This is a genomic window from Rhodanobacter denitrificans, assembly GCF_000230695.2.
GTDB lineage: Bacteria > Pseudomonadota > Gammaproteobacteria > Xanthomonadales > Rhodanobacteraceae > Rhodanobacter > Rhodanobacter denitrificans.
Genome location: NC_020541.1, coordinates 2,872,485 through 2,893,807, shown reverse-complemented (window position 1 = coordinate 2,893,807; position 21,323 = coordinate 2,872,485). Strand labels below are relative to the sequence as shown.

General features: G+C 69.1%; 24 protein-coding genes. 11 read left to right on the top strand and 13 right to left on the bottom strand.

Translation table 11 applies throughout. The annotated features are described in order from the left end of the window. The first annotated feature begins 7 nt into the window (after positions 1–7). From R2APBS1_RS13285 to R2APBS1_RS13255, 7 genes are all read left to right on the top strand, one after another. Positions 8–1,231 carry a sensor histidine kinase gene (locus tag R2APBS1_RS13285; RefSeq protein WP_007507739.1) on the top strand — a complete coding sequence of 408 codons (1,224 nt, stop codon included), beginning with the start codon at positions 8–10 and terminating at the stop codon, positions 1,229–1,231. A gap of 108 nt (positions 1,232–1,339) precedes the next feature. Then, entirely contained in the window at positions 1,340–1,981 is a 642-nt protein-coding gene (locus R2APBS1_RS13280) for a response regulator (protein ID WP_015448302.1), read from the top strand. 225 nt (positions 1,982–2,206) lie between these two features. Continuing rightward, positions 2,207–3,574 (top strand): SRPBCC family protein, encoded by a 1,368-nt coding sequence (locus tag R2APBS1_RS13275; protein WP_007507747.1) that lies wholly within the window; start codon positions 2,207–2,209, stop codon positions 3,572–3,574. Between the two features lie 162 nt (positions 3,575–3,736). After that, positions 3,737–4,681: an ABC transporter ATP-binding protein gene (locus R2APBS1_RS13270; RefSeq protein ID WP_015448301.1), complete on the top strand. Its 945-nt coding sequence runs from the start codon at positions 3,737–3,739 to the stop codon at positions 4,679–4,681. After that, positions 4,678–5,412, top strand: coding sequence for an ABC transporter permease subunit (locus R2APBS1_RS13265; RefSeq protein ID WP_007507751.1), 735 nt, complete (start codon positions 4,678–4,680; stop codon positions 5,410–5,412). The genes R2APBS1_RS13270 and R2APBS1_RS13265 overlap by 4 nt, the downstream gene beginning before the upstream one ends. Positions 5,413–5,416: 4 nt before the next feature. Continuing rightward, complete coding sequence (locus R2APBS1_RS13260) at positions 5,417–7,333, top strand: GldG family protein (RefSeq protein WP_015448300.1); 1,917 nt, start codon at positions 5,417–5,419, stop codon at positions 7,331–7,333. Positions 7,334–7,487: 154 nt separating this feature from the next. After that, positions 7,488–8,369, top strand: a complete 882-nt coding sequence (locus R2APBS1_RS13255; RefSeq protein ID WP_015448299.1) for a cytochrome c oxidase assembly protein — start codon at positions 7,488–7,490, stop codon at positions 8,367–8,369. A gap of 15 nt (positions 8,370–8,384) precedes the next feature. On the opposite strand, the gene R2APBS1_RS13250 is transcribed toward R2APBS1_RS13255, so the two are convergent. Further along, complete coding sequence (locus R2APBS1_RS13250; protein ID WP_041676782.1) at positions 8,385–8,879, bottom strand: copper chaperone PCu(A)C; 495 nt, start codon at positions 8,877–8,879, stop codon at positions 8,385–8,387. Positions 8,880–8,905: 26 nt separating this feature from the next. Further along, positions 8,906–9,523, bottom strand: coding sequence for an SCO family protein (locus tag R2APBS1_RS13245; RefSeq protein WP_007507760.1), 618 nt, complete (start codon positions 9,521–9,523; stop codon positions 8,906–8,908). A gap of 83 nt (positions 9,524–9,606) precedes the next feature. On the opposite strand from R2APBS1_RS13245, the gene R2APBS1_RS13240 reads away from it, so the two are divergent. Next, positions 9,607–9,984, top strand: coding sequence for a DUF423 domain-containing protein (locus R2APBS1_RS13240; RefSeq protein WP_015448297.1), 378 nt, complete (start codon positions 9,607–9,609; stop codon positions 9,982–9,984). Between the two features lie 106 nt (positions 9,985–10,090). Continuing rightward, positions 10,091–10,447, top strand: coding sequence for a hypothetical protein (locus tag R2APBS1_RS13235; RefSeq protein WP_007507765.1), 357 nt, complete (start codon positions 10,091–10,093; stop codon positions 10,445–10,447). Here R2APBS1_RS13235 and R2APBS1_RS13230 read toward each other — a convergent pair. The 3 genes from R2APBS1_RS13230 to R2APBS1_RS13220 are packed head-to-tail and all read right to left on the bottom strand — an operon-like array spanning position 10,444 to position 12,320. After that, positions 10,444–11,214, bottom strand: coding sequence for a CPBP family glutamic-type intramembrane protease (locus R2APBS1_RS13230; RefSeq protein WP_015448296.1), 771 nt, complete (start codon positions 11,212–11,214; stop codon positions 10,444–10,446). The two genes, R2APBS1_RS13235 and R2APBS1_RS13230, sit on opposite strands and share 4 nt — an antisense overlap. A gap of 26 nt (positions 11,215–11,240) precedes the next feature. After that, entirely contained in the window at positions 11,241–11,435 is a 195-nt protein-coding gene (locus R2APBS1_RS13225; RefSeq protein ID WP_007507770.1) for a type II toxin-antitoxin system antitoxin, read from the bottom strand. A 9-nt stretch (positions 11,436–11,444) separates the two neighbouring features. Next, entirely contained in the window at positions 11,445–12,320 is an 876-nt protein-coding gene (locus R2APBS1_RS13220) for an SPFH domain-containing protein (RefSeq protein ID WP_015448295.1), read from the bottom strand. A gap of 126 nt (positions 12,321–12,446) precedes the next feature. On the opposite strand from R2APBS1_RS13220, the gene purT reads away from it, so the two are divergent. Beyond that, positions 12,447–13,628 carry a formate-dependent phosphoribosylglycinamide formyltransferase gene (gene purT / locus R2APBS1_RS13215; RefSeq protein WP_015448294.1) on the top strand — a complete coding sequence of 394 codons (1,182 nt, stop codon included), beginning with the start codon at positions 12,447–12,449 and terminating at the stop codon, positions 13,626–13,628. Between the two features lie 81 nt (positions 13,629–13,709). After that, complete coding sequence (locus tag R2APBS1_RS13210) at positions 13,710–15,230, top strand: FMN-binding glutamate synthase family protein (RefSeq protein ID WP_015448293.1); 1,521 nt, start codon at positions 13,710–13,712, stop codon at positions 15,228–15,230. Between the two features lie 64 nt (positions 15,231–15,294). Here R2APBS1_RS13210 and R2APBS1_RS13205 read toward each other — a convergent pair whose 3' ends face one another. From R2APBS1_RS13205 to R2APBS1_RS13175, 8 genes are all read right to left on the bottom strand, one after another. Then, positions 15,295–16,002: an arginyltransferase gene (locus R2APBS1_RS13205; protein ID WP_007507780.1), complete on the bottom strand. Its 708-nt coding sequence runs from the start codon at positions 16,000–16,002 to the stop codon at positions 15,295–15,297. Positions 16,003–16,046: 44 nt separating this feature from the next. Further along, the gene (locus R2APBS1_RS13200) at positions 16,047–16,439 is read right to left on the bottom strand and encodes a hypothetical protein (protein ID WP_015448292.1); all 393 of its coding nucleotides are present in this window, start codon (positions 16,437–16,439) and stop codon (positions 16,047–16,049) included. 35 nt (positions 16,440–16,474) lie between these two features. Next, complete coding sequence (locus R2APBS1_RS13195; protein WP_015448291.1) at positions 16,475–17,341, bottom strand: acyl-CoA thioesterase; 867 nt, start codon at positions 17,339–17,341, stop codon at positions 16,475–16,477. A 56-nt stretch (positions 17,342–17,397) separates the two neighbouring features. Further along, positions 17,398–18,441, bottom strand: coding sequence for a saccharopine dehydrogenase family protein (locus tag R2APBS1_RS13190; protein ID WP_015448290.1), 1,044 nt, complete (start codon positions 18,439–18,441; stop codon positions 17,398–17,400). After that, positions 18,438–19,430 (bottom strand): alpha/beta fold hydrolase, encoded by a 993-nt coding sequence (locus R2APBS1_RS13185; protein ID WP_015448289.1) that lies wholly within the window; start codon positions 19,428–19,430, stop codon positions 18,438–18,440. The genes R2APBS1_RS13190 and R2APBS1_RS13185 overlap by 4 nt, the downstream gene beginning before the upstream one ends. A 44-nt stretch (positions 19,431–19,474) precedes the next feature. Continuing rightward, positions 19,475–19,612 (bottom strand): hypothetical protein, encoded by a 138-nt coding sequence (locus R2APBS1_RS20400; protein ID WP_007507792.1) that lies wholly within the window; start codon positions 19,610–19,612, stop codon positions 19,475–19,477. A gap of 236 nt (positions 19,613–19,848) precedes the next feature. Continuing rightward, positions 19,849–20,685, bottom strand: coding sequence for a helix-turn-helix transcriptional regulator (locus R2APBS1_RS13180; protein ID WP_007507794.1), 837 nt, complete (start codon positions 20,683–20,685; stop codon positions 19,849–19,851). A 30-nt stretch (positions 20,686–20,715) separates the two neighbouring features. Further along, complete coding sequence (locus R2APBS1_RS13175) at positions 20,716–21,270, bottom strand: N-acetylmuramoyl-L-alanine amidase (protein WP_015448288.1); 555 nt, start codon at positions 21,268–21,270, stop codon at positions 20,716–20,718. Between the last annotated feature and the right edge of the window lie 53 nt (positions 21,271–21,323).

The window sequence follows — 21,323 nt, the reverse complement described above, 5'->3', positions numbered from 1 at the left end:
TGCAGGGATGCGCTGGCCCTTCTTCAACCATATCCGCCTGCTCCGCTATGCGGGCTTCTTCACCTATCTGTCGGCCGGCACGCCGCTGGTCACGAACTGGGCTGCCGAGCGTCTGGACCAACTGCACCGTCCGAATTTCTCGCTGCTGCTGTGGACGCTGTGCTATCTGATCTTCGGCCTGATGTACTGGCTGCTGACCAGCAACCTCGGCTCGCGCCGCTATCCGGTGCTGAAGCTGCTCGGGCTGGCCTCGATGACGGCGGCGGCAGTGGCGGTGGGTTGGTACAGCCACAGCGGCCTGTCGGCGATGCTGATGGTGGTCGCCTCGCTGGTGCTGCCGTGGCTGCTGCCGTTCTGGCTCGCCGCGTTCTGGCTGGTGTTGCAGCACCTGAGCCTGGTCGCGGTTTTCGCGGGCTGGCCCGAATACGACCACAGCATCGCGGTGGGCTTCATCCAGGCCAGCATCTACCTGGGCATCTCGGTGCTGGTGTTCGTGACTTCGACAGTGGCCAGCCAGCAGGCCGAACAGCGCGAGGTGCAGCGCCGGCTGAATTCCGAACTGCGCGCCACCCGCGCCCTGCTGGCCGAGTCCAGCCGGATCGCCGAGCGCATGCGCATCGCGCGCGACCTGCATGACCTGATCGGCCATCACCTGACCGCGCTGAGCCTGAACCTGGAGGTGGCCAGCCACCTCTCCAACGAGTCCGCCGGCGCGCACGTGCGCAAGGCGCAAAGCACGGCCAAGCTGCTGCTGGCCGACGTGCGCGAGGTGGTCAGCGAGTTGCGCCAGGACGATGCGATCGACCTGACCCAGGCGCTGCGCAGCCTCACCGAGGGCGTGCCCGGCCTGAGCGTGCACGTGATCATGCCGCCGCGCTTCAGCGTGGAGGATCCGCGCCGCGCGCAGGTGCTGCTGCGCTGCGCCCAGGAGATCATCACCAATACCGCCAAGCACGCCGGTGCGCGCAACCTGTGGCTGAATTTCGCCTATGCGGGGGACAACCTGCTCGGCCTGCACGCGCGCGACGACGGCCGCGGTGCCGAGAACGTCGAGCCGGGCAACGGCCTGTCCGGCATGCGCGAGCGGCTGGCCGAATTCGGCGGCAGCGTGACGCTGGATACCGGCCTCAGCCAGGGCTTCGCGCTGACCGTGCGGCTGCCGCTGGGCGAGCACACCGCGCTGGCGCACGCGCCGACGCGCCTCGAGCCGCCGGCGCTGCATGTGTCGTAACCTTGGCAGCTCGCGCGGCGTGCGAAAATGCGCCGGTGTCGGCAGTGGCCCGGCCCGCCGGCTGTCAACATCACTTACCCTTAAGCCGTGTCTGCCCGAGGATCCGCGATGATTTCCGTTTGTCTCGTCGACGACCAGAATCTGGTGCGCCAGGGAGTCCGCTCGCTGCTGGACCTGGCTGAGGACATCCGCGTGGTGGCCGAGTGTGCCGACGGCGCCCAGGCCGTGCAGGACATCCCGCGGGTCAAGCCGGACGTGGTGCTGCTGGATCTGCGCATGCCGAACATGAGCGGGCTGGAAGTGCTGCAGGCGCTGTCCGCCCGCAACGAGCTGCCGCCGACCATCATCCTGACCACCTTCGACGACGACCAGCTGGTGCTGCAGGGCCTCAAGGCCGGCGCGCGCGGCTACCTGCTGAAGGACGTCTCGCTGGAGCAACTGGTCGAGGCGGTGCGCACCGTGGCCGGCGGCGGCTCGCTGGTGGCGCCGATGGTCACCCAGCGCCTGATGGCCGGGGTGGCACGGATGCAGAACCAGTTCACCAGCCTGGAGCAGCCCGACCCGCTGACCGAGCGCGAGACCGAGATCCTGCGGCTGCTGTCCGGCGGCTACAGCAACAAGGAAATCGCCAACTCGCTGAAGGTGGCCGAGGGCACCGTGAAGAACCACGTTTCCAATATCCTGTCCAAGCTTGGCGTGCGCGACCGCACCCGCGCGGTGCTGAAGGCGCTGGAAATGGGCATCGTCTGAAGCACTCCTGGCGGCGCCGGTGGCCCCGCCGCAGCCCGCTTTTGGCCTTCCGGAACGGGCGATGCCGGCGATAGCGTTCCGGCCCGTGAGCAAGTAACATCCGTTGCTTCGGCGTTTGCCGACCCCCTGCCATGGCCCTCGGGATGAACCCTCGGGCGGGCCCGCGCGGACGGCTGGGACAACACTATCTAGGTATGGCGTAAAGACGCTTCGGAGAACTCTGGAATGATGCGTGTCTTTGAATTTCTTGCTGCCCTGGTCATCGTGGCGGTCATCGGTGTCCTGGCGGCCGTGATCATGCCCGGCAGTGGCCACGTGGAACGCCAACTGGTCATCGGCAAGGACATGCGGCAGGTCTACGACGTGCTCGACAACTACCGCCGGCTGCCCGACTACTCGGTGCTGCGCTCGTTCGACCCGAACATCCAGTTCAACTTCTCCGGCAAGGCGTACGGCCCGGGTGCCGAGGTCAGCTGGACCAGCACCGACCCGAAGGTCGGCAACGGCGGCCTGACCATCGCCAGCGCCACGCCCGAGTTCGACAAGATCGACAGCAACACCAAGACCGCCAGCATCGTCTGGAACCTGGACAACAGCTGGCGCGGCCTGGACAAGCATTTCACGCTGGATCTGGAACGCCAGGGCAGCCGCGGGCAGCTGACCCAGGTCACCTGGTCGTATGACGTCTCCTACGGCTGGAACCTGATCAACCGCTTCGCCAACCTGTACATCCATGGCGATCCCGATTCGTTTATCCAGTTCAGCCTGAACAACCTGCAGAACGTGCTGGCCGGCGTGCCGAACATCGACTACAGCCAGCTGATTCCGCACATCGAACAGACCCAGCCGACCCCGGTGCTGCTGGTGTCCACCTCGATCCAGCGCAAGGACGGCATGGAGGCGGTGGAAGACGCCATCGCCAAGGCCAACACCGAGGTCCAGGCAGCCGCCAAGAAGCTCGGCGTGAACGTCACCGGCTCGCGCATCCTGATCACCACCAACTACGGCGACCAGACCTACAGCTTCGACGTGGCATTCCCGATCGACTCCAGCACGCTGACCATCAACGGCCAGAGCGAGCAGCTGACGGCGGCGACTCCGCCGTCGCTCGACGCCTCCGGTGCGCCGGCCGAGGCCAGCAGTGCCGCCGCCGCCGCGGATGCCAGCGTTGCCGCCGGCAGCCGCGACCGTTACGGCCGCCTGGTGGTGGACGGCAACGTGCGCGCCATGCTGGCCTTCGGCGGTGCAGCGCTGAAGGGCGTGTGGAACGGCACTTTCGCCGGCGTGCCGCAGACCCGCGACATGCTCAAGGCCTATGCGCAGACCCACGGCTACAAGTATGACGACGTGATCAACCGCGCCTACGACGTGATCGCGACGCCGGAAGTGAAGGATGCCGGCGGCAACATCACCACCTACGCGAAGTACAACGTGTTCCTGCCGATCAGCAGCGCGCCGGAGCAGACTCCGGAGCAGGAAGCCGGCCTGCAGCCGCCGACGCTCGACGAAGCGGCGCCGGCCGCGTCCGGCTCCGCCCCGGCACCGGCCGCCAGCGCCGCCGCACCGGCCGCAGCGGCCAGCGCCGGTAAGTAAGCCGGATCGCCGCAGCGCCTCGAAAGGCCCCTCCGCTCGGAGGGGCCTTTTCTTTTCGGGCCGCCGGCCGGCGTCTTGCGGTACATTGCGGGGCGATCCGCAGCGACGGTCGGCGGGTTCGCCCGTGCCAGGCGCGGTACACCGCCACAACCCACCCCGGACATGATCGAGACCGACCAGCTCACCCGACGCTATGGCAACCTGACCGCAGTGGATGCGCTGAGCATCCGTGTCGAGCCGGGCCAGGTGCTCGGCCTGCTCGGCCCCAATGGCGCGGGCAAGTCCACCGCGATGCGCATGATCGCCGGGTTCCTGGTGCCCACTTCGGGTACCGCGCGGGTGTGCGGCCATGACGTCGTCCGCGAGCCGCTGCAGGCCAAGCGCGCGCTTGGCTACCTGCCCGAGGGTGCTCCGAGCTACGGCGAGATGACCGTGCGCGAGTTCCTGCAGTTCATCGTGCGCATGCGCGGGCTCAAGGCCGAGGCCGCTTACCGGCGGTTCGACGCGGTGGTGCAGCAGCTGCAACTGGAGGAAGTCCTGGGCCTGTGCATCGACACGCTGTCGAAGGGCCTGCGCCGGCGCGTCGGACTGGCCCAGGCGATCCTGCACGACCCGCCGGTGCTGATGCTGGACGAGCCCACCGACGGCCTCGATCCGAACCAGAAGCACGCGGTGCGCCAGCTGATCGACGCGATGGCGCGCGACCGCACCATCCTGGTCTCCACCCACCTGCTGGAGGAGGTGCATGCGCTGTGCAACCGGGTGGTGATCATCGCGCGCGGCAAGCTGCTGGCCGATGCCACGCCGGCCGAGCTGGAGGCGCGTTCGCGCTACCACGGCGCGGTGTCGTTCAGCGCGCCGGGCAGCGGCATGTCGCAGGAGATGCTGGGCCGCCTGCCGCAGGTGGCGGCGATCGAGGTGGACCCGCTGGACGGCCGCATCACGGTGTTCCCGAAGCCGGGCGCGCGGATCCTGGAGCCGGTCGAGACGCTGCTGCGCGAGCAGGGGCTGGAGGTGTCGGAGATCCAGCTCGAGCGCGGCCGGCTGGACGAGGTGTTCCGCCAGATCACCACGGGTGACGGCGATGGCGTCGGAGGCCGCGCGTGAACCCGGTCAACGCCGTGCTGCGGCGCGAACTGCGCAGCTATTTCGTGACGCCGGTGGCGTACGTGTTCCTGGTGATCTTCCTGGTGCTGGCCGGCATCCTCACCTTCTACGCTGGCGATTTCTACGAGCGCGGCCAGGCCGACCTGCAGCCGTTCTTCACGATGCACCCGTGGTTGTACCTGATCCTGGTGCCGGCGATCACCATGCGCATGTGGGCGGAGGAGGCCAAGGGCGGCACGCTGGAGCTGCTGCTGACCCTGCCGCTGACGCTGTGGCAGGCGATGCTGGGGAAGTTCTTCGCGGCGTGGCTGTTCATCGGGCTGGCACTGGTGCTGACCTTCCCGATCTGGATCACCGTCAACTACCTGGGCTCGCCGGACAATGGCGTGATCCTGGCCGGCTACCTGGGCAGTTGGCTGATGGCCGGCAGCTTCATCGCGATCGGCGCCTGCCTGTCCGCGCTGACCCGCAGCCAAGTGGTGGCATTCATCCTCACCGCACTGGTGTGCGTGCTGCTGATCCTGGCCGGTCAGCCGCAGGTGCTGGATTTCTTCTCGGGCACGCTGCCGCGCAAGCTGATCAACGCGGTGGCGCACCTGTCCATGCTGCGGCATTTCGAGGCGATCGCGCGCGGCGTGCTGGACATCCGCGACCTGGTGTATTTCCTGCTTAGCACGATCGGCTGGCTGGTCGCCGGCGTGCTGCTGCTCGACCTGAAACGGACGCGCTGACGCGATGCCCCGCTCACGCCTGCATCGCCTGTTCACCACCCCGCTGCAACCGACCCGGCGCGGCGCGCTGTATGCCGCGCTGGTACTGCTGGTGCTGCTGTTCGTGCCGCTGATCGTGGCCAGCAGCCGCGGGTTGCACGCCTCGCGGATCGACCTCACCACCGACAAGTTGTACACGCTGACCCCGGGCACGTTGCACATCGTCGATACGCTGCAGCGCCCGCTGCGGCTGACCTTGTACTTCTCCGAGCATGCCACCCGCGATCTGCCGCAGCTGCGCAGCTACGAACAGCGCGTGCGCGAGATGCTGCAGGAGATGGTGGCGCGCTCGCATGGCCGCATCCGCCTGCAGATCATCGACCCGGTGCCGTACTCGGACGACGAGGCCAGTGCCGAAGGCAACGGCCTGACCGCGGCGAACGGCGGCAGCAACGGCGAGCGGGTGTTCTTCGGCCTGGCCGGCAGCACCCTTTCCGGCGGCCCGGAGAGCGAAGGCGCGGATGATCGCGTGCCGGAGAAGACGCTGGCGATCGCGTTCTTCGACCCGGCCCGCGAGGCCTTTCTGGAATACGACATCGCCAAGCTGCTGTACGAGTTGAACCAGGCCAGCAAGCCGCCGATCGGGGTGATCAGTTCGCTGCCCGTGCAGGGCAATCCGGTGCTCGGCGAGCAGCCGTGGGCGGTGCTGCAGCAGCTCGGCCAGCTGTTCGACGTGAAGGCGCTGGATGCGTCGACGCTGCAGAAGGTCGACGACGGCATCAGGGTGCTGCTGCTGATCCACCCCAAGCGGCTGCCGGTCGATGCGCAGTATGCGATCGACCAGTACGTGCTGCGCGGTGGCCACCTGGTGGTGTTCGTCGACCCCGACGCGGAACTCGACGCCTCGCCGTACGGACCCGACAGCATCACCTTCCCCGACCACGGTTCGGACCTGCCGCGGCTGTTCAAGGCCTGGGGCGTGAGCTACGACCCGCACAAGGTGGTGCTGGACCGGGCCCGCGCGCTGCAGATCGAACTGGCCGGCAGCAGCCTCAACCACCCGGCGATGCTCGACCTGGGCGCGCAGGAGCTGAACCGCAACGACGTGGTCACCGCCAGCCTGCAGCGGATCAACGTGTCCACCACCGGTTACTTCGACCTGGCCGCCGATGCACGCACGCGGCTGGTGCCGCTGCTGCAGAGCAGTGCCGAGGCCGAGGTGGTGCCGACCCAGCGGGTGCTGGATGCAAGCAGCGACCCCACCGCGCTGCTGCAGGATTACCGGCCGGACAACGCGCACTACGTGCTCGCCGCGCGCCTACGCGGCACCTTCGACAGCGCGTTTCCCGAGCGGGCCGGCGTGGCCGGCCACCGGGTCCGCTCGGCGCCGGATGCCGAGGTGATCCTGGTCGCCGACACCGACCTGCTCAGCGACCGGCTGTGGGTGGAGCCGCAGACCATCCTGGGCCAGACCATGATGCGGGTGTTCGCCAACAACGGGGATTTCGTCACCAACCTGGTGGACAACCTCAGCGGTTCCTCGGCGCTGCTGTCGATCCGCGGCCGCTCCACCTCGCAACGGCCGTTCACGCGGGTGCAGGCGCTGCGCAACGTGGCCGACCAGAAGTTCCTGCAGAAGGAACACGAGCTGGAGCAGGAGCTGGCCGATACCCGTCGCCGGCTGGACGAGCTGCAGCCGGCCAAGGGCAGCCACGGCAGCGCCGCCAGCGCCGAGCAGCGCCGCGAGATCGAGCAGTTCCGCCAGCGCCAGCTGGCGATCAACAAGGAACTGCGCGACGTGCAGCACCAGCTCAACGCCGAGATCGACGCGCTCGGCCTGCGCCTGAAGTTCATCAACATCGTGCTGGTGCCGGCGCTGGTGGTCTTGCTCGGCCTGCTGTATGGCTGGCGGCGTACCCGCTACAGCCGCCGGCGGCGTTGAGAATCTGCACGAAGCCACGGAGCAGGGCGTCCGCAGGCTCCAAGGCGGCGAACTGCCGCAAGCCCGCGGCGCCGCTGCGGCTGACTCCGCCGGCGTGCGGCATTATGCTGGGCGGTCGCCGGCCGTTGCCGGCGCAGACCGAAGTGCCGCTGCAGTGACCGCAACCTTGCTGAAATGGATCGTGCCGTGGGAGTTCTCGTGGGTGCTGCTCGCGTGCTTCGTGACGGCCGCCGTGCTGTACCTGCGCGGCAGCCGTCGGCTGCCGGTGAGCTTCGGCCGCCGGCTGGCGTTCTGGTGCGGCATGGCGATCATCTACCTGTCGCTGCACACCTACCTGGATTACTACGCCGAGCATGAGTTCTTCATGCACCGCATCCAGCAGTTGCTGCTGCACCACATCGCGCCGCTGCTGATCGTCACCGCCTACCCGGCCACAGTGCTGCGCGCCGGCCTGCCGCTGGCCTGGCGGCGGCGTCTGCTGCGGCCGCTGCAGCGTTCGTGGCCGTGGCGGCTGCTCGGCGGCGTGCTGCTGAACCCCACCGTGGCGACGCTGCTGTTCATCGCCTTCATCCTGATCTGGCTGATCCCGTCCATGCAGACGCTGGCGATGCTGGACTGGCGCATCTACCGCTTCATGAACTGGAGCATGCTGGTCAGCGGCTTCGCCTACTGGTCGCTGGTACTCGACCACCGGCCGCATCCGCCGGGGCGGATGACCGCCGGACTGCGCGTGCTGTCGCCGGCGATCACCATGACGCCGCAGATCGTGGCCGGCGCGATCGTCACCTTCTCCAAGACCGACCTGTACCCGATCTTCGAGATCTGCGGCCGCGCGTTCACCTTCAACGTGCTGACTGGGCAGCTGATCGGCGGCGTGATCATCTGGGTGCCGTCGGCGCTGGTGGAGTCGATCGGCGGCCTGATGGCCCTGCGCATGTGGCTGCGGCTGTCGCGCCACGGCCGCTTGCCGCGCAAGCCGCTGCGTCGGCCCGTGGCCCGTCGTGCGGCCGCGGTCGATGCGGTCGTGCCGGACTGAAGCCTTCCTCGCGGTTCAGTGGCCGTGCGGCATCGCGCCGTGGTCCGTCGCCGGCACGGCGTGCTCGCCGCCTGCGTCCATGGCGTTCGCCGGGCGTGCGATGAAGTCGGTGGCCAGCGTGCTGCCGTCGCCGAACTGCAGGGTCAGGGTGACGGTGTCGCCGGGTTTCACCGGCGCATTCGGCTGCATCAGCATCAGGTGATAGCCGCCCGGCGCCAGTTCCGCCTTGCCGTGCGCGGGCACGTCCAGCGCGTCGACCATCGCCATGCGGCTCATGCCGCCCGCGCGCGAACTCTGGTGCAGCATCACCTCGGCGTACACCGTGCTGCCGGCGCCGCGCAGCGCGACCGGCTTCTCGCCATCGTTTTCCAGCGTGACATAGGCGCCGGCCGGCAGCGCGCCGGGCAGCACGCGGATCCAGGCGTGGCTGGCGCGGATGTGGTCGGCGTCGGTGGCGTGGGCGCCGCCGGCCAGCAGCAGGCCGGCCAGCAGCAGGGTGGCTGACTTCATATGGGATGACTTCATGCGGGATGACTTCATGGGGTGGCTCCGGTGTCGAGCAGCAGGTGCAGGTCGTGCACCAGGTCGTCCTGCGAGGCGGACGGCGTAGCCAGCACGCGGGCGCGACCGTCGCGGTCGAAGATGTAGATCGCCGAGCTGTGGCTGACTTCGTAGGCGCCGTCGGCGGAACTGGGCTCGCGGGTGAAGGCGGAGCGGTAGCGCTTGCTCAGCGCCTCTACGCTGCGCGCATCGCCGACCAGGCCCACCGCCCGCTTGTCGAACGCGCTGACGTAGCCGTGCATGATCGCCGGCGTGTCGCGCGCCGGGTCGACGCTGACGAACAGGATCCGCGCGCCGTCGGCCAGCGGCCCCAGCCGCTGCATCACCACGTGCAGCTGCGCCAGGGTCAGCGGGCAGACGTCGGGGCAATGGGTGTAACCGAAGTACAGCACCGCCACCTTGCCGCGGTAGTCGGCGCCGGTGACCGCCTTGCCGCTGTCGTCGGTGAGCTTGAAGTCGAGGTCGGGCATGTGCCCGCTGATGTTGGTCAGCCGGAACGGCAGCGGTTCGCCGCGGTGGCAGCCGCCCAGCAGCAGGCCGGTGGCAAGCAGCAGGAGCGGCAGGGCGGGGCGCAGCCAGTGGCGGGGCTTCATGCGAGAATCCTGGGTCTTCACCCGTTCAAGCATACGACACCGACCGCATGGCCGGGTTTGCCAGCCCAGGGAAGACACGCACGATGCGACAACCTGCCAGTACCCGTATCGCCGTGCTGATCGGCATCGCCGGCGCCAGCGCAGTGCTGCTGGGCGCGTTCGGCGCGCATGCGCTGCGCGGCGTGCTCGACGCCCGTGGCGCCGAGTTGTGGCATACGGCGGTGACCTACCACGCATGGCATGCGCTGGCGCTGGCCGTGGCGGCCGGGCTGGGGCGCGGCCGCAGCGGGCGCGTCGCGGTGGCGGCGTTCGTCGTCGGCATCGTGCTGTTCAGCGGCAGCCTGTACGCATTGGCGCTGGGGGCGCCGCGCTGGGTCGGGATCATCACGCCGTTCGGCGGGCTCGCCTTCGCTGCCGGCTGGCTCGCGCTCGGGTGGGCGTTGCGCACGCGTAACGAATAGTTCTTGCGGGTGTCATCCCGTGGTCATGGCCGGTTGCGATGGTGCCGGCATGAACGCGCAGCTCGCCCTTCACCATCGATCGCTTGCGGCGTGGTCACCCGGCCGCATGCCGCGCAGCCTGCCGGTCATCCTGCTGCTCGCGCTGTTGTCGGCATGCCTGCTGTGGTGGTGCTGGCCGGCAGCCGATCGTGCGGCGGAACAGCCTTCGATCCAGCCACTCGTGCACTGGCAGGACGCGGATCACGACTGGCTGCTGGTGGTCGACCCGGCGACCCGCGAGCTGGTGGTCTACGACGCCACCGACGGCCGTCCGCTGGAGCGGCTCGGCGCGGACGACGGCTTGCCGGACGTGCAGTCGATCGCACAGCAGGGGTCGTGGTTGTTCGTGACGGGCCGGCAGCACCCGAAGGTGCACCTGCTGAAGTTGCCGGAGCTGCGGGCGGTGGCCGTGGGCGGCCGCTAGAAACCGCCGGCCAGCGGCAGCGCCACGTGCAGCACCAGATCGGCGCAGAAGTGCGCCAGCATCGCGTGCTCCAGCCCGTACTTCCAGAACAGGCCGCCGAACACGACGGCGACAACGGCATTCAACAGCACGATGCGCGCAACGAGCAGCGGGGTGCCGAGCAGGCCGGCGGCATGTGCGGCGGGCAGATGACCGGCGCCAAACAGCAGCGCGGCCAGCACGATCGCCAGCACGAACATCCACGGCCGCGCCACGCGCCGGTTGCAGCGTGCCAGCAGCCACACCAGCGCGCTGACCAGCAGCAGCCGGCACAGCACTTCCTCCACGATGCCGCCGTAGAACGAAGCCAGCGCGCCGCGCCACGCCTGAATGATGTTCTCCGCATGCTTCGGGCCGAGCGCCGACAAGCCGACCACCAGCAACCCCGCCAGACCGCCGAGCAGGACGGCCAGCCACCAGCGTGGGTGTCGTGCCGGATCGCGTGGCCGCCGGTACACCCAGGCGCGCAGCCAGGGCGCATCGAGGCCGTACGGCGCACCCAGGTACAGGCCAAGCCAGCCCAGCAGCCAGCACAGCACGCCGGTCTGCGCCGCTGCGGCCAGCACGATGGCCGGCAAGGGCAACGGCAGTGCGGTGAATTTCTGCGGCGTCAGCGCCATCGCGTACGGCATCAGCGCCAGCGTGGCCAGCGCGCCGGCGATGCCGAACAGCGCGGCGAGTTTCAGGTGCGGGCCGCTGACCGGCAGGGTGGGCGGCTGGACAGGCATGCGTGCGGACTCCTTGGTTGAGCCGTTCAATCCGTGTCGTTGTCGTCGGCTGCCGGTCTGGCCGGGCCGGCTTTCAGCCGGCCAGCCTTGCGCAGCGCCTCGCGCAGCACGTATTCGATCTGCGCGTTGACGCTACGCAACTCGTCGTCCGACCAGCGCTGCATCGCGTCCAGCACGGTGGCGCTGATGCGCAGTGGGTAGGCTTTCTTCTCGCCGGCCATCGTGACGTGTCAGTACAACGTGCCGGTATTCAGCACCGGCTGGGTGCCGCGCTCGCCGCACAGCACCACCAGCAGGTTGCTGACCATCGCGGCCTTGCGCTCCTCGTCTAGGTTCACCACGCCGCGCTGGCTGAGCTGGTCCAGCGCCATCTCGACCATGCTCACCGCGCCCTCGACGATCTTGGTGCGGGCGGCGATGATCGCGCCGGCCTGCTGCCGCTGCAGCATCGCCTGGGCGATTTCCTGGGCATAGGCGAGGTGGCTGATGCGCGCCTCGACCACCTGCACGCCGGCCTTGCCGAGACGGGTCTGGATTTCGTCGCGCAGGTGCGAGTTGATCACGTCGCCGTGGCTGCGCAGCGACGGCTTGCCGTCGTCGTGGGCGTCGTACGGATAGCTCTGCGCCATCTGCCGCAGCGCCGATTCGCTCTGGATGTGCACGTAGTTCTCGTAGTCGTCCACGCAGAACACCGCTTCGGCCGTATCCAGCACCTGCCATACCACCACGGCGCCGATCTCGATCGGGTTGCCGTCGTTGTCGTTGACCTTCAGCTTGCCGCTCTCGAAGTTGCGCACGCGCAACGAGATGCGCTGGCGGCTGTAGAACGGGTTGGTCCTGCGCAGGCCTTCCTGGCGCACCGTGCCGGCGTACTTGCCGAACAGCTGCAGCACCTGGCCCTCGTTCGGGGCGACCTGGAAGAAGCCCTTGAGCAGGAAGGCGTCGAGAGCCAGCAGCAGCGCGCCGCCCAGCAGCAGCGTGAGCGGCGGCGCATCCGGTTGGCCGTGGATGGCACCGACCACCATCCACCCGCCGATGCCGGCCAGGATCAGGCAGAAGCCGACGAAGGGAATGCCGGCGACGGAAAAGCCATTGCGTTCGTTCATGAGTGGTCTCCCTGGGGTGTGATGATTAGATATCAAAATGATATCTAATACAAGGAGGCTGCCCTGCCGGCGCGGGCGATGCCGGATGGCCGCTTACAATGCGGGTTTGCCGCCCCGGAGAACCCGATGAAGCCCTTTGGCACACCCCATTCCGACTACGCCCTGCGCGTCCTGCTGCTCGGGGCCGGTGAGCTGGGCAAGGAGGTGGCGATCGAACTGCAGCGCTACGCGGTGGAGGTGATCGCGGTGGATCGCTATGCGAATGCGCCGGCCATGCAGATCGCCCATCGCAGCCACGTCGTCGACATGCTCGACGGCAAGGCGTTGCGTGCGGTGATCGAACTGGAAAAGCCCGACCTGGTGGTGCCGGAGATCGAGGCGATCCACACGCCGACCCTGATCGCGCTGGAAAAGGAAGGGCAGCGGGTGATCCCGACTGCCCGCGCGGCGTGGCTGACCATGGACCGCGAAGGCATCCGCAAGCTGGCCGCCGAGGAACTGAAATTGCCGACGTCGCCGTATCGCTTCTGCGACGACGAAACACAGTACCGCGAGGCGGTGGCCGCGATCGGCTACCCGTTCGTGATCAAGCCGGTGATGAGCTCCTCCGGCAAGGGCCAGAGCGTGGTGCGCGGCGCCGGCGGATTGCAGCACGCGTGGGATTACGCGCAGTCCGGCGGGCGCGCCGGCAGGGGGCGGGTGATCGTCGAGGGCTTCGTGGACTTCGACTACGAGATCACCCTGCTCACCGTGCGGCACGTCGATGGCGTGAGCTTCTGCGCACCGATCGGCCATCGCCAGGAGGAGGGCGACTACCGCGAATCGTGGCAGCCGCAGCCGATGAGCGATGCCGCATTGGCGGAGGCGCAGCGGCAGGCCGCCGCGGTCACCGGTGCGCTGGGCGGCTGGGGCGTGTTCGGCGTGGAGTTCTTCGTCAAGGGCGATACGGTGATCTTCTCCGAGGTCAGCCCGCGGCCGCACGACACCGGCCTGGTCACGCTGATCTCGCAGGAGCTCTCCGAGTTCGCGCTGCACGCGCGGGCGATCCTCGGCCTGCCGATCCCGGTGATCCACCAGTACGGGCCGTCGGCCTCGTGCGCGGTGCTGGTCGAAGGCGACGGCGCGGGGCCGCGCTACCATGGCGTAGCCGCGGCGCTGGCCGAGCCGGACACGCAACTGCGCATCTTCGGCAAGCCCGAAGTGAAGGGCCGCCGCCGCATGGCGGTGACGCTGGCGCGCGCCGGCACGCTGGAAGCGGCAGTGGGCAAGGCGGTGCGCGCGGCGGGCCACCTGCGCGTGGAGCTGTGAGCGCGCACGACCTGATGCGCTAGGCTTGGCGGTGACGGCGGTGGCCGTCACCGGCATTTGATTGACCGAAGGAGAGGCAGGATGGAATCCACCGGCTTTGCGCACTGGCTGGTTGTGCTGGTCGAACTGGTCACGACGTTCGCCCTGCTGCTGCTGGCATTGGCGGCGGTGGTGCTGGCGGTGACCTGGGTGGTCGACCGCAACCAGACCGGCAATGCGGTGCTGCGCAACTTTCCGGTGGTCGGCCACTTCCGCTACTGGTTCCTGCACCTGGGCGAGTTCTTCCGCCAGTACCTGTATTCCAGCGACCGCGAGGAGATGCCGTTCAACCGCGCCCAGCGCACCTGGGTCTACCGCGCGGCGAAGAACGTGGACAACACCAACGCGTTCGGCTCCAGTCGCGACCTGCGCGCGGAGGGCGTGCCGTTCTTCGTCAACGCGCCGTTCCCGGACCTGGGCATGGACCACGTCGAGCCGGTGCCGGTGACGATCGGCCCGTACGCGCGCGAGCCGTACAGCCACGCGGCGTTCTTCAACATCTCGGCGATGAGCTTCGGCGCCTTGTCGGCACCGGCGGTGCGCGCGCTGTCGCGCGGCGCGGCCAAGGCGGGCATCTGGATGGATACCGGCGAAGGCGGGCTGGCGCCGTACCACCTGGAAGGCGGCTGCGACATCGTCTTCGAGATCGGCACCGCCAAGTACGGCGTGCGCACGCCCGAGGGCAGGCTCGACGACGACAAGCTGCTGGCGATCTGCGCACACCCGCAGGTGAAGATGGTCAGCATCAAGCTCGGCCAGGGCGCCAAGCCCGGCATGGGCGGCCTGCTGCCCGGCGCCAAGGTCACCGCCGAGATCGCCGCGATCCGCGGCATCCCGGTCGGCCAGGATTCGCAGAGCCCGAACCGCCATCTCGACATCGGCAACGTGTCGCAGCTGATGGACAGCATCGGGCACATTCGCGAGCTCACCGGCAAACCGGTCGGCTTCAAGGCGGTGCTTGGCGGCGTCGAGTGGATCGGCGAGCTGTGCGATGAAGTGTACCGGCGCGGCATCGAGAGCGCGCCGGACTTCATCATCGTCGACGGTTCCGAGGGCGGTACCGGCGCGGCGCCGCAGACCCTGATGGAAGGCGTCGGCCTGCCACTGCACGAGGCGCTGCCGGCGCTGCTCGACATGCTGATCGTCAAGGGCCTGCGCCAGCGCATCAAGGTGGTCTGCTCGGGCAAGTGCATCACCGCCTACGACGTGGCGTGGGCGCTGTCGATCGGCGCGGACTTCGTCAACTCCGCGCGCGGCTTCATGCTGGCGCTGGGCTGCATCCAGTCATTGCAGTGCAACCGCAACACCTGTCCCACCGGCATCACCACGCAGAACCCGAAACTGCAGCGCGGCCTGGTGGTCAGCGACAAGAGCGAGCGGGTGTACCACTACGCGAAGAACCTGATGCACGAGGTCGGCATCATCGCGCACAGCTGCGGGGTCAGCGAACCGCGCCAGCTCAAGCGCAGCCACTGCCGCGTGGTCGGCGACGACGGCTTGTCGATCCCGTTGGAGAAGCTGTTTCCGTACCCGCAGGCAGCTCCCCCGGCTGAACACCCGTAAGAGCCTGCTCGCGGGCGGTGCTCTTCCGATTCCCGCAAGAAAGGCATTGCTCGCCAGCGGCCTCCTACGGCATCGCCTGCCAGCCTTCGACGGTGCGGATCTGCAGCGGCTTGAAGTGCCGCTTGTAATCCATCTTCGGGTGGCCGTCGATCCAGAAGCCCAGGTACAGCCACGACAGGCTGCGGCGGCGGCACAGCGCGACCTGTTGCAGGATGGCGCAGGTGCCGAGGCTGCGTGCGGTCTCGTCGGGGTCGTAGAAGGTGTACACGGCCGAGGCGCCGTTGGGGCAGACGTCGGTGACCGCCACCGCGAGCAGGCGCTCGCCCAGGCGCAGTTCCATGAACAGCGTGGGGCTCCATGGCGCGGTGAGGAAGCGGCGGAAATCGCTGGCTTCCGCGTCGTCCATGCCGCCGCCGGCGTGGCGGCTCTGCAGGTAGCGTTCGTACAGCGCGTGGCGCTCGCGGTTGTAGCCGGGGATCGACTCGCTGACCACGAGATCGGCGTTGCGCTTCAGGCAGCGGCGCTGGGCGCGGTCGGGCCGGAAGTTCGCCACGTCGATGCGGCACGGCGTGCAGGCGTGGCATTGCGCGCAGTGCGGGAAATACAGGTGGCCGCCGGCGCGGCGGAAGCCGCGTTCGAGCGCTGGCCCGTACAGCTTGTCGAGGTTCGGCGCGGCCGGATCCAGCACCAGGTTCTGCGCCGTGCGGTCGGCGTAGTAGCCGCATGCGTGGGGCAGCGTCTGGAACAGGCGGACTTGGTCGGAACGGCGCATTCGCCGATTCTATGCCGCCCATGGCGGCGGTGCACCCTGCCGGCTCAGGCCACGCGCAGGAAGCGCAGCATCGCCACGGCGAGTACCGTCAGCACCGCCAGCAGCACGATGCGGCGCACGCGGATCACCGTGCGGGCGCGCCGGTCGGCCGGGGTGGGGTTGCGCGCGGCGGCCAGTTCCTCGCCGTAGCGGATCGTCGGCTCGATGCCCAGGTCGAGCAGCAGTTTGCGCGCCCGGGTGTAGTCGTCGGCGCGAGTGATCCACACCTGCGCCCAGCTGCCGCGATCGTTCTGCCGCTGCGCGTAGCTGAAGCGCTGCCAGGTCGGGCGGTTGTAGTTGGAACGGTTGGCCACGGTCGCCTCGATGCCGTGTTCGGCCATCAGGGCGACCACGGTATCGATGTTTTCCTGGCGGGGCGAGGTGTAGATCTGGCGCATGCAGGGAGTTTACGCGAACGACCCGGCGTCGGCGCTCAGTCGCCGCGCACGCGGATCAACCCTTCCTGCGCGGTGGACGCCACCAGGCGGCCGTCGCGGCTGAAGATCTGCCCCCGCGCCAGGCCCCGTCCACCCTGCGCGGTGGGGCTGTCGAACGAGTACAGCAGCCATTCGTCGACACGGAACGGCCGGTGGAACCACAGCGCGTGGTCGAGGCTGGCCATCTGCACGTTGTGGGTCATGTACGAGATGCCGTGCGGCAGGGTGGCGGTGCCGATCAGGTGGAAATCGGAGGCGTAGGCCAGCAGCGCGCGGTGCAGGATCGCCGAGTCGTCGATCGGCGAAGTCAGCCGGAACCAGATGTGCTGGATCGGCGGGCGCTTGACCGGGTGCAGTTCGTCGCGCGGCCACACCTGGCGGAACTCGAACGGGCCGTCGATGCCGAGCCAGCGCTGCAGCTTCACCGGCAGCCGCTCCAGCTCGCCGGCGGGCAGCGGGTGCAGCGGCTCGATGTCTTCCGGCGCCGGCACTTCCGGCATGCTGGTCTGGTGCTCCACGCCGGGCTCGGGCGCCTGGAACGAGATCGATCCGTTCAGGATCGGCTGACCGTGCTGGATCGCCACCACCCGCCGCGAGGAAAACGTGCCGCCGTCGCGGGTGCGCTCCACGCTGTACACGATCGGCGCCTCGATGTCGCCGGCGCGCAGGAAATAGGCGTGCAGCGAATGCGCCTCGCGCGACGGGTCGACCGTTTGCTGCGCCGCCGCCAGCGCCTGCCCCAGTACCTGGCCGCCGAACACGAAACGGGTGCCGATGTCGCGGCTCTGGCCGCGGAACAGGTTGTCCTCCAACCGTTCCAGCTGCAGCAGTTCGACGAGTTCGGCGACGTGGTCTTCGCTCATGGCGGGTCCTTGCGGGGGTTCGCCAGTATAGCGGTGGCGGTCGCCCGAATCCGCACTCAGCGGGCGACGGCCAGCCCCGGGGCAGCCTCGAACGTGACCGCGAGCGCCGTGGGTGCGAGCGCGGCCAGGAAGTCGCGCGCGTCGAACGCCTGGCCCGCGGCGAGCGCACCGTGCCTGCGGGCACGGCCGTCGAGGATGCGTTGCAGCGCCTCGACCAGCAGTGGCGCGGTGACGGCGTAGATGTCGCGTCCGCGGGCGATCGCGCGGCACGCGCGGTTGCCGCGCCGCACATGCACGTCGACGACGAAACGCTGTGCGGAGCGGCCGCTGGCGTCGGCGGCGAGCGGCGCTGGCGTGGCCGGATCGCGCAAGTCGCGCAGCGGTGCCAGGTTCATCCACGAGTGCAGGTTGCGGCAGGCGATGTGGTGCGGCACCACGATGGCCTCGGACAGCGGCAGCAGCACCGTTTCCAGCCGCCCGAACGGTGCCGGGAAGTCGGTCTCGCGCACGGGCGCGGGGTCGGGCACGGTGCAGGTGCGGCCCTGCTCGACGTACGTGCGCGGGTAATGGTTGCGCTCGCCGGTGAGGCGGGTGCCGCGCGTCGGATGCCAGCCGTCGAGCGCGACGGCGATGTCCACCGTGTCCGCGTCGGTGGCGCCGTCGAGCGCGGCGCTGGCCAGCAGATCGGCGAGGCCGCCGTAGAAAGCCATCGCCGGCACCACCGTCACGCCCGCGGCTTTCGCCTCGGCATCGCGCGCCAGGGTGTCGGTCACGGCATGCTGTTCCGCCGCCACGTCGAGATAGTGGATGCGTGCGCGCAGCGCCGCGTCCAGCACCGGCGCGGCGGTGTCGAGAAAAGGTCCGGCGCAATGCAGCACGGCGGCGGTGCCGGCGAAGGCGGCATCCAGCGCAGCGGGGTCATCGGTGGAGGCGACGCGGACCTCGACGCCGGCGACCGTGGCCAGGTCATGCAGCCTGGCCGCGTCGCGGCCGCAGGCCACCGGCACGAAGCCACGGCGGCGCAGTTCGGCCACGACGAAGCGGCCGGTATGGCCGTAGGCGCCATACACCGCGATGCGGTGGGAGGAATGCGCCGTCATGCCTGGTCCCCCTGCGCGGCCCACAGCCGCCGTGCTTCGTCGGCGATCACGTCGGGGCGCTCCTCCGGCCAGAACAGCTTGCTGCCTGCGAGCCGGCGCACGCCGAGCGAGCGGCCGAAGGCGCGGTCGAGGAAGCCCGGGTTGGCGGCGGAAAAGATCGTATCGGCGCTGCCCCAGACGATGCGCACCGGCACACGCGATCGCGCGAGCGAGGGGCCGATGCCGGCCAGCGCGTTGCGCTCCAGCGCGATGGCATAAGCGTGCGCGAAGTCGCGGCTGCGCCGTGAGGCCAGCAACGGCGTGAAATAGGTTTCGATGGCTTCGTCGGTGGGGTGCGCGGGATCGGTGTAGCACATGCCGCCGATGCCGTCAGTCGAACGCGCGAGGGCGTGGTTGTCGCGCCATGTGCCCAGCCATTCGTCGACGAAGCGGCCCTGCTGCGCCAAGTCGATCACCGGAAGGAGCGCCGGCGGCGGGCAGTTCTCCTCGGTGTCGCCATTGGTCAGCAGCAGGCTGCGCACGCGGTCGGGGCGGCGTGCGACCAGCAGCTGCGCCACGGCGCCACCGCTGTCGTTGGCGACCACGTCGGCGCGCTCGACCTGAAGGGTGTCGAGCAGGGCGACCAGCATGGCGACCTGCGCCTCGGGTGCGCAGGATTGCCCATCGGCGACCTCGGTGTAGCCCATGCCGAGAAAGTCGGGCGCGATGCAGCGCCGGTACGCTGCCAGCCGGTCGAGCGCACCGCGCCACTGGAAGCCGTTGAGCGGGAAGCCGTGCAGGAACAGCGCCGCCGGCCCGCTGCCGCGCTCGACGTAGGCGATGCGACCGAACATGGTGCGGGTATGGCGGCGCGCGGCGTGGAAGCCCGCCGCGTCCATCGGTGCCGACACGGCGCCGGTGCGCGGCCAGCGAACACAGCCGGCGAGGCTACCCACGCACACACCGGCCAGCGTGCCGGCGGACAGGGCGAGGAAGCGGCGCCGGGGCATGCCCGGCGCCGCCCGTCGAGCGGCAAGCGAGGAAGCTTGGTCGCTCACGACTTCGCTGCCGCCTCGCGCAGCTTCTGTGCGCATTCCTCGCAGCAGACCTCGACGGTGCGGCCGCCGATGGTGACCTTGATGGCGTTGCCGTCGAGCGGATAGTCGCAGGCGGCGCAGGTGGTTTCGTTCATGCTGGGTCTCCGGGTGATGCCCGCGATCGGGCAGGCACAGGAGACCACCGGCCGCCGCCGGCGGCTGTCAGGATCTTTAGCGATTCACGACGACCTGAGAGGTTGAGACTATCAACCTCTCAGGCCGGCCATGGATGGCCGGCTGCGGATCGGGCACGCCAGTGCCTGATTCGCGTGAGCGAGTCCGGGCATGTACCGGACTCGCGATAAAAGAAAACCACAGGATGTGGTTTTCTTTACAGCTTCTGTGCCAGCGCGGCCTGGCGGAACGCCGTGGGCGTGTGGCCGTAGGCCCGGCGGAATGCTGCGCTGAAATGGCTGTGGCTGGAGAAGCCCAGATCCTGCGCCAGCGCGGCGACGTCCGCGCAATCGGCGATCCGATCCAGCGCATGGGCCAGGCGCAGGCGCAGGTGATAGCGATACAACGGCATGCCTTCGACCTGCTGGAAGGCCTGGGTGAGGTAGACCGGCGAGCCGCCGATGTCCGCCGCGATCTCCGCCAGCGTCCAGCGCCGGGTGAGGTCGCTGGCCAGCAGCAGCTTGGCCCGGTCCACCAGCCGCTGCCGCGCATGGCTGGCGCCGGGCGCGTGGGCGGTGCGCGGGCCGAGGCTGCGACAGACCAGGGTCAGCGCCAGGCTCTCGGCTTCCAGCGGCTCGATGCTGCCGTGGTGCAGGCTGTGCCGCAGCAAGGCCACCAGTACCTGGGTGCGCTCGTCGATGCGCAGCGATTGGCCGCGGAACACGGGTTTGTGGCGATCCTGCAGCAGTCCGGCCGGCGCCAGCTCGCGCAGCAGCGGTTGCGCGATCGACAGCGACAAACAGGCATCGCCACCCGCCGCCGGATGGCTCACCTGATAGCCCTGGTCGGCGTTGAACAGCAGCACGTGGTTGGCATCGGCCACCGACTGCGTGCTGCCCACGTGGCGCAGGAACAGGCCGCGGTACGGAAAGACCAGGTGAGTGGCGACCGCGCATTCCTCCGTGCTGCGATGACGGCAGGCGCCACGGCAGTGCACGTCGTGCGCCGCGACGAGCGGCGTTTGCAGCAGCGGCTGGACAGTGAACTCCGACATGGCGCAGGCCGGGGGAGGCAGGGCCGGAGTCTAACGCAGTCGTTGCAGGCCGCAGGCCGGCACGACGACATCCCACGGGAAGCACACGCCGGGGTCCAGCTTGCGACGGACCTGCCGCGTGGGATCGTCGCTGGCCGGCATCAGGTCGGTGTCCAGGTCCTCATGCCCGGCGATCTGGCGCAGCGTGGGGAACGCCGCGCGCAACTGCGCCAGCAGGGCGCTCAGCGCGGCGATCTGTGCGTCGGGATAGGGCTCATCCATCTGCTGATGGCGCGAATCCCACCAGTGCGGATAACGGCCCCGGTTGACCAGCTCGATGCCGATCGAGTTCGGGTTGTGCCCGCGCACGTGGTTGGCCACGCGGGTGCCGGGCACGTAGCGATACACCGCGCCATCGCGGTCGACGTAGTAATGGCCGCTGTTGCCGGTGCCGCTGGCGTGCAGCACGCGTTCGCCGTACTCGCGCGCCATGGCCAGGTCCGGCAGTTCGGTGCAATGGATCACCACCAGCTCGACCGCGTCGGCCGGGCGTTCGGGCAGGAGGTCGACATAAGGCAGCGGCTGCTCGTGGATGCTCAGGCTCATGCGCCGCAGTTTCGCATGCGGCAAGGGCCCGCGGAAACGCCGCCTGTTACCAT

Bases quoted from the DNA above. Each gene is read 5' to 3' on its own strand.
- R2APBS1_RS13285 (WP_007507739.1), top strand. From the start codon at position 8: ATGCGCTGGCCCTTCTTCAACCATATCCGCCTGCTCCGCTATGCGGGC.
- R2APBS1_RS13280 (WP_015448302.1), top strand. From the start codon at position 1,340: ATGATTTCCGTTTGTCTCGTCGACGACCAGAATCTGGTGCGCCAGGGA.
- R2APBS1_RS13275 (WP_007507747.1), top strand. From the start codon at position 2,207: ATGATGCGTGTCTTTGAATTTCTTGCTGCCCTGGTCATCGTGGCGGTC.
- R2APBS1_RS13270 (WP_015448301.1), top strand. From the start codon at position 3,737: ATGATCGAGACCGACCAGCTCACCCGACGCTATGGCAACCTGACCGCA.
- R2APBS1_RS13260 (WP_015448300.1), top strand. From the start codon at position 5,417: ATGCCCCGCTCACGCCTGCATCGCCTGTTCACCACCCCGCTGCAACCG.
- R2APBS1_RS13250 (WP_041676782.1), bottom strand. From the start codon at position 8,879: ATGAAGTCAGCCACCCTGCTGCTGGCCGGCCTGCTGCTGGCCGGCGGC.
- R2APBS1_RS13245 (WP_007507760.1), bottom strand. From the start codon at position 9,523: ATGAAGCCCCGCCACTGGCTGCGCCCCGCCCTGCCGCTCCTGCTGCTT.
- R2APBS1_RS13240 (WP_015448297.1), top strand. From the start codon at position 9,607: ATGCGACAACCTGCCAGTACCCGTATCGCCGTGCTGATCGGCATCGCC.
- R2APBS1_RS13235 (WP_007507765.1), top strand. From the start codon at position 10,091: ATGCCGCGCAGCCTGCCGGTCATCCTGCTGCTCGCGCTGTTGTCGGCA.
- R2APBS1_RS13230 (WP_015448296.1), bottom strand. From the start codon at position 11,214: ATGCCTGTCCAGCCGCCCACCCTGCCGGTCAGCGGCCCGCACCTGAAA.
- R2APBS1_RS13225 (WP_007507770.1), bottom strand. From the start codon at position 11,435: ATGGCCGGCGAGAAGAAAGCCTACCCACTGCGCATCAGCGCCACCGTG.
- R2APBS1_RS13220 (WP_015448295.1), bottom strand. From the start codon at position 12,320: ATGAACGAACGCAATGGCTTTTCCGTCGCCGGCATTCCCTTCGTCGGC.
- purT (WP_015448294.1), top strand. From the start codon at position 12,447: ATGAAGCCCTTTGGCACACCCCATTCCGACTACGCCCTGCGCGTCCTG.
- R2APBS1_RS13210 (WP_015448293.1), top strand. From the start codon at position 13,710: ATGGAATCCACCGGCTTTGCGCACTGGCTGGTTGTGCTGGTCGAACTG.
- R2APBS1_RS13205 (WP_007507780.1), bottom strand. From the start codon at position 16,002: ATGCGCCGTTCCGACCAAGTCCGCCTGTTCCAGACGCTGCCCCACGCA.
- R2APBS1_RS13200 (WP_015448292.1), bottom strand. From the start codon at position 16,439: ATGCGCCAGATCTACACCTCGCCCCGCCAGGAAAACATCGATACCGTG.
- R2APBS1_RS13195 (WP_015448291.1), bottom strand. From the start codon at position 17,341: ATGAGCGAAGACCACGTCGCCGAACTCGTCGAACTGCTGCAGCTGGAA.
- R2APBS1_RS13190 (WP_015448290.1), bottom strand. From the start codon at position 18,441: ATGACGGCGCATTCCTCCCACCGCATCGCGGTGTATGGCGCCTACGGC.
- R2APBS1_RS13185 (WP_015448289.1), bottom strand. From the start codon at position 19,430: ATGCCCCGGCGCCGCTTCCTCGCCCTGTCCGCCGGCACGCTGGCCGGT.
- R2APBS1_RS20400 (WP_007507792.1), bottom strand. From the start codon at position 19,612: ATGAACGAAACCACCTGCGCCGCCTGCGACTATCCGCTCGACGGCAAC.
- R2APBS1_RS13180 (WP_007507794.1), bottom strand. From the start codon at position 20,685: ATGTCGGAGTTCACTGTCCAGCCGCTGCTGCAAACGCCGCTCGTCGCG.
- R2APBS1_RS13175 (WP_015448288.1), bottom strand. From the start codon at position 21,270: ATGAGCCTGAGCATCCACGAGCAGCCGCTGCCTTATGTCGACCTCCTG.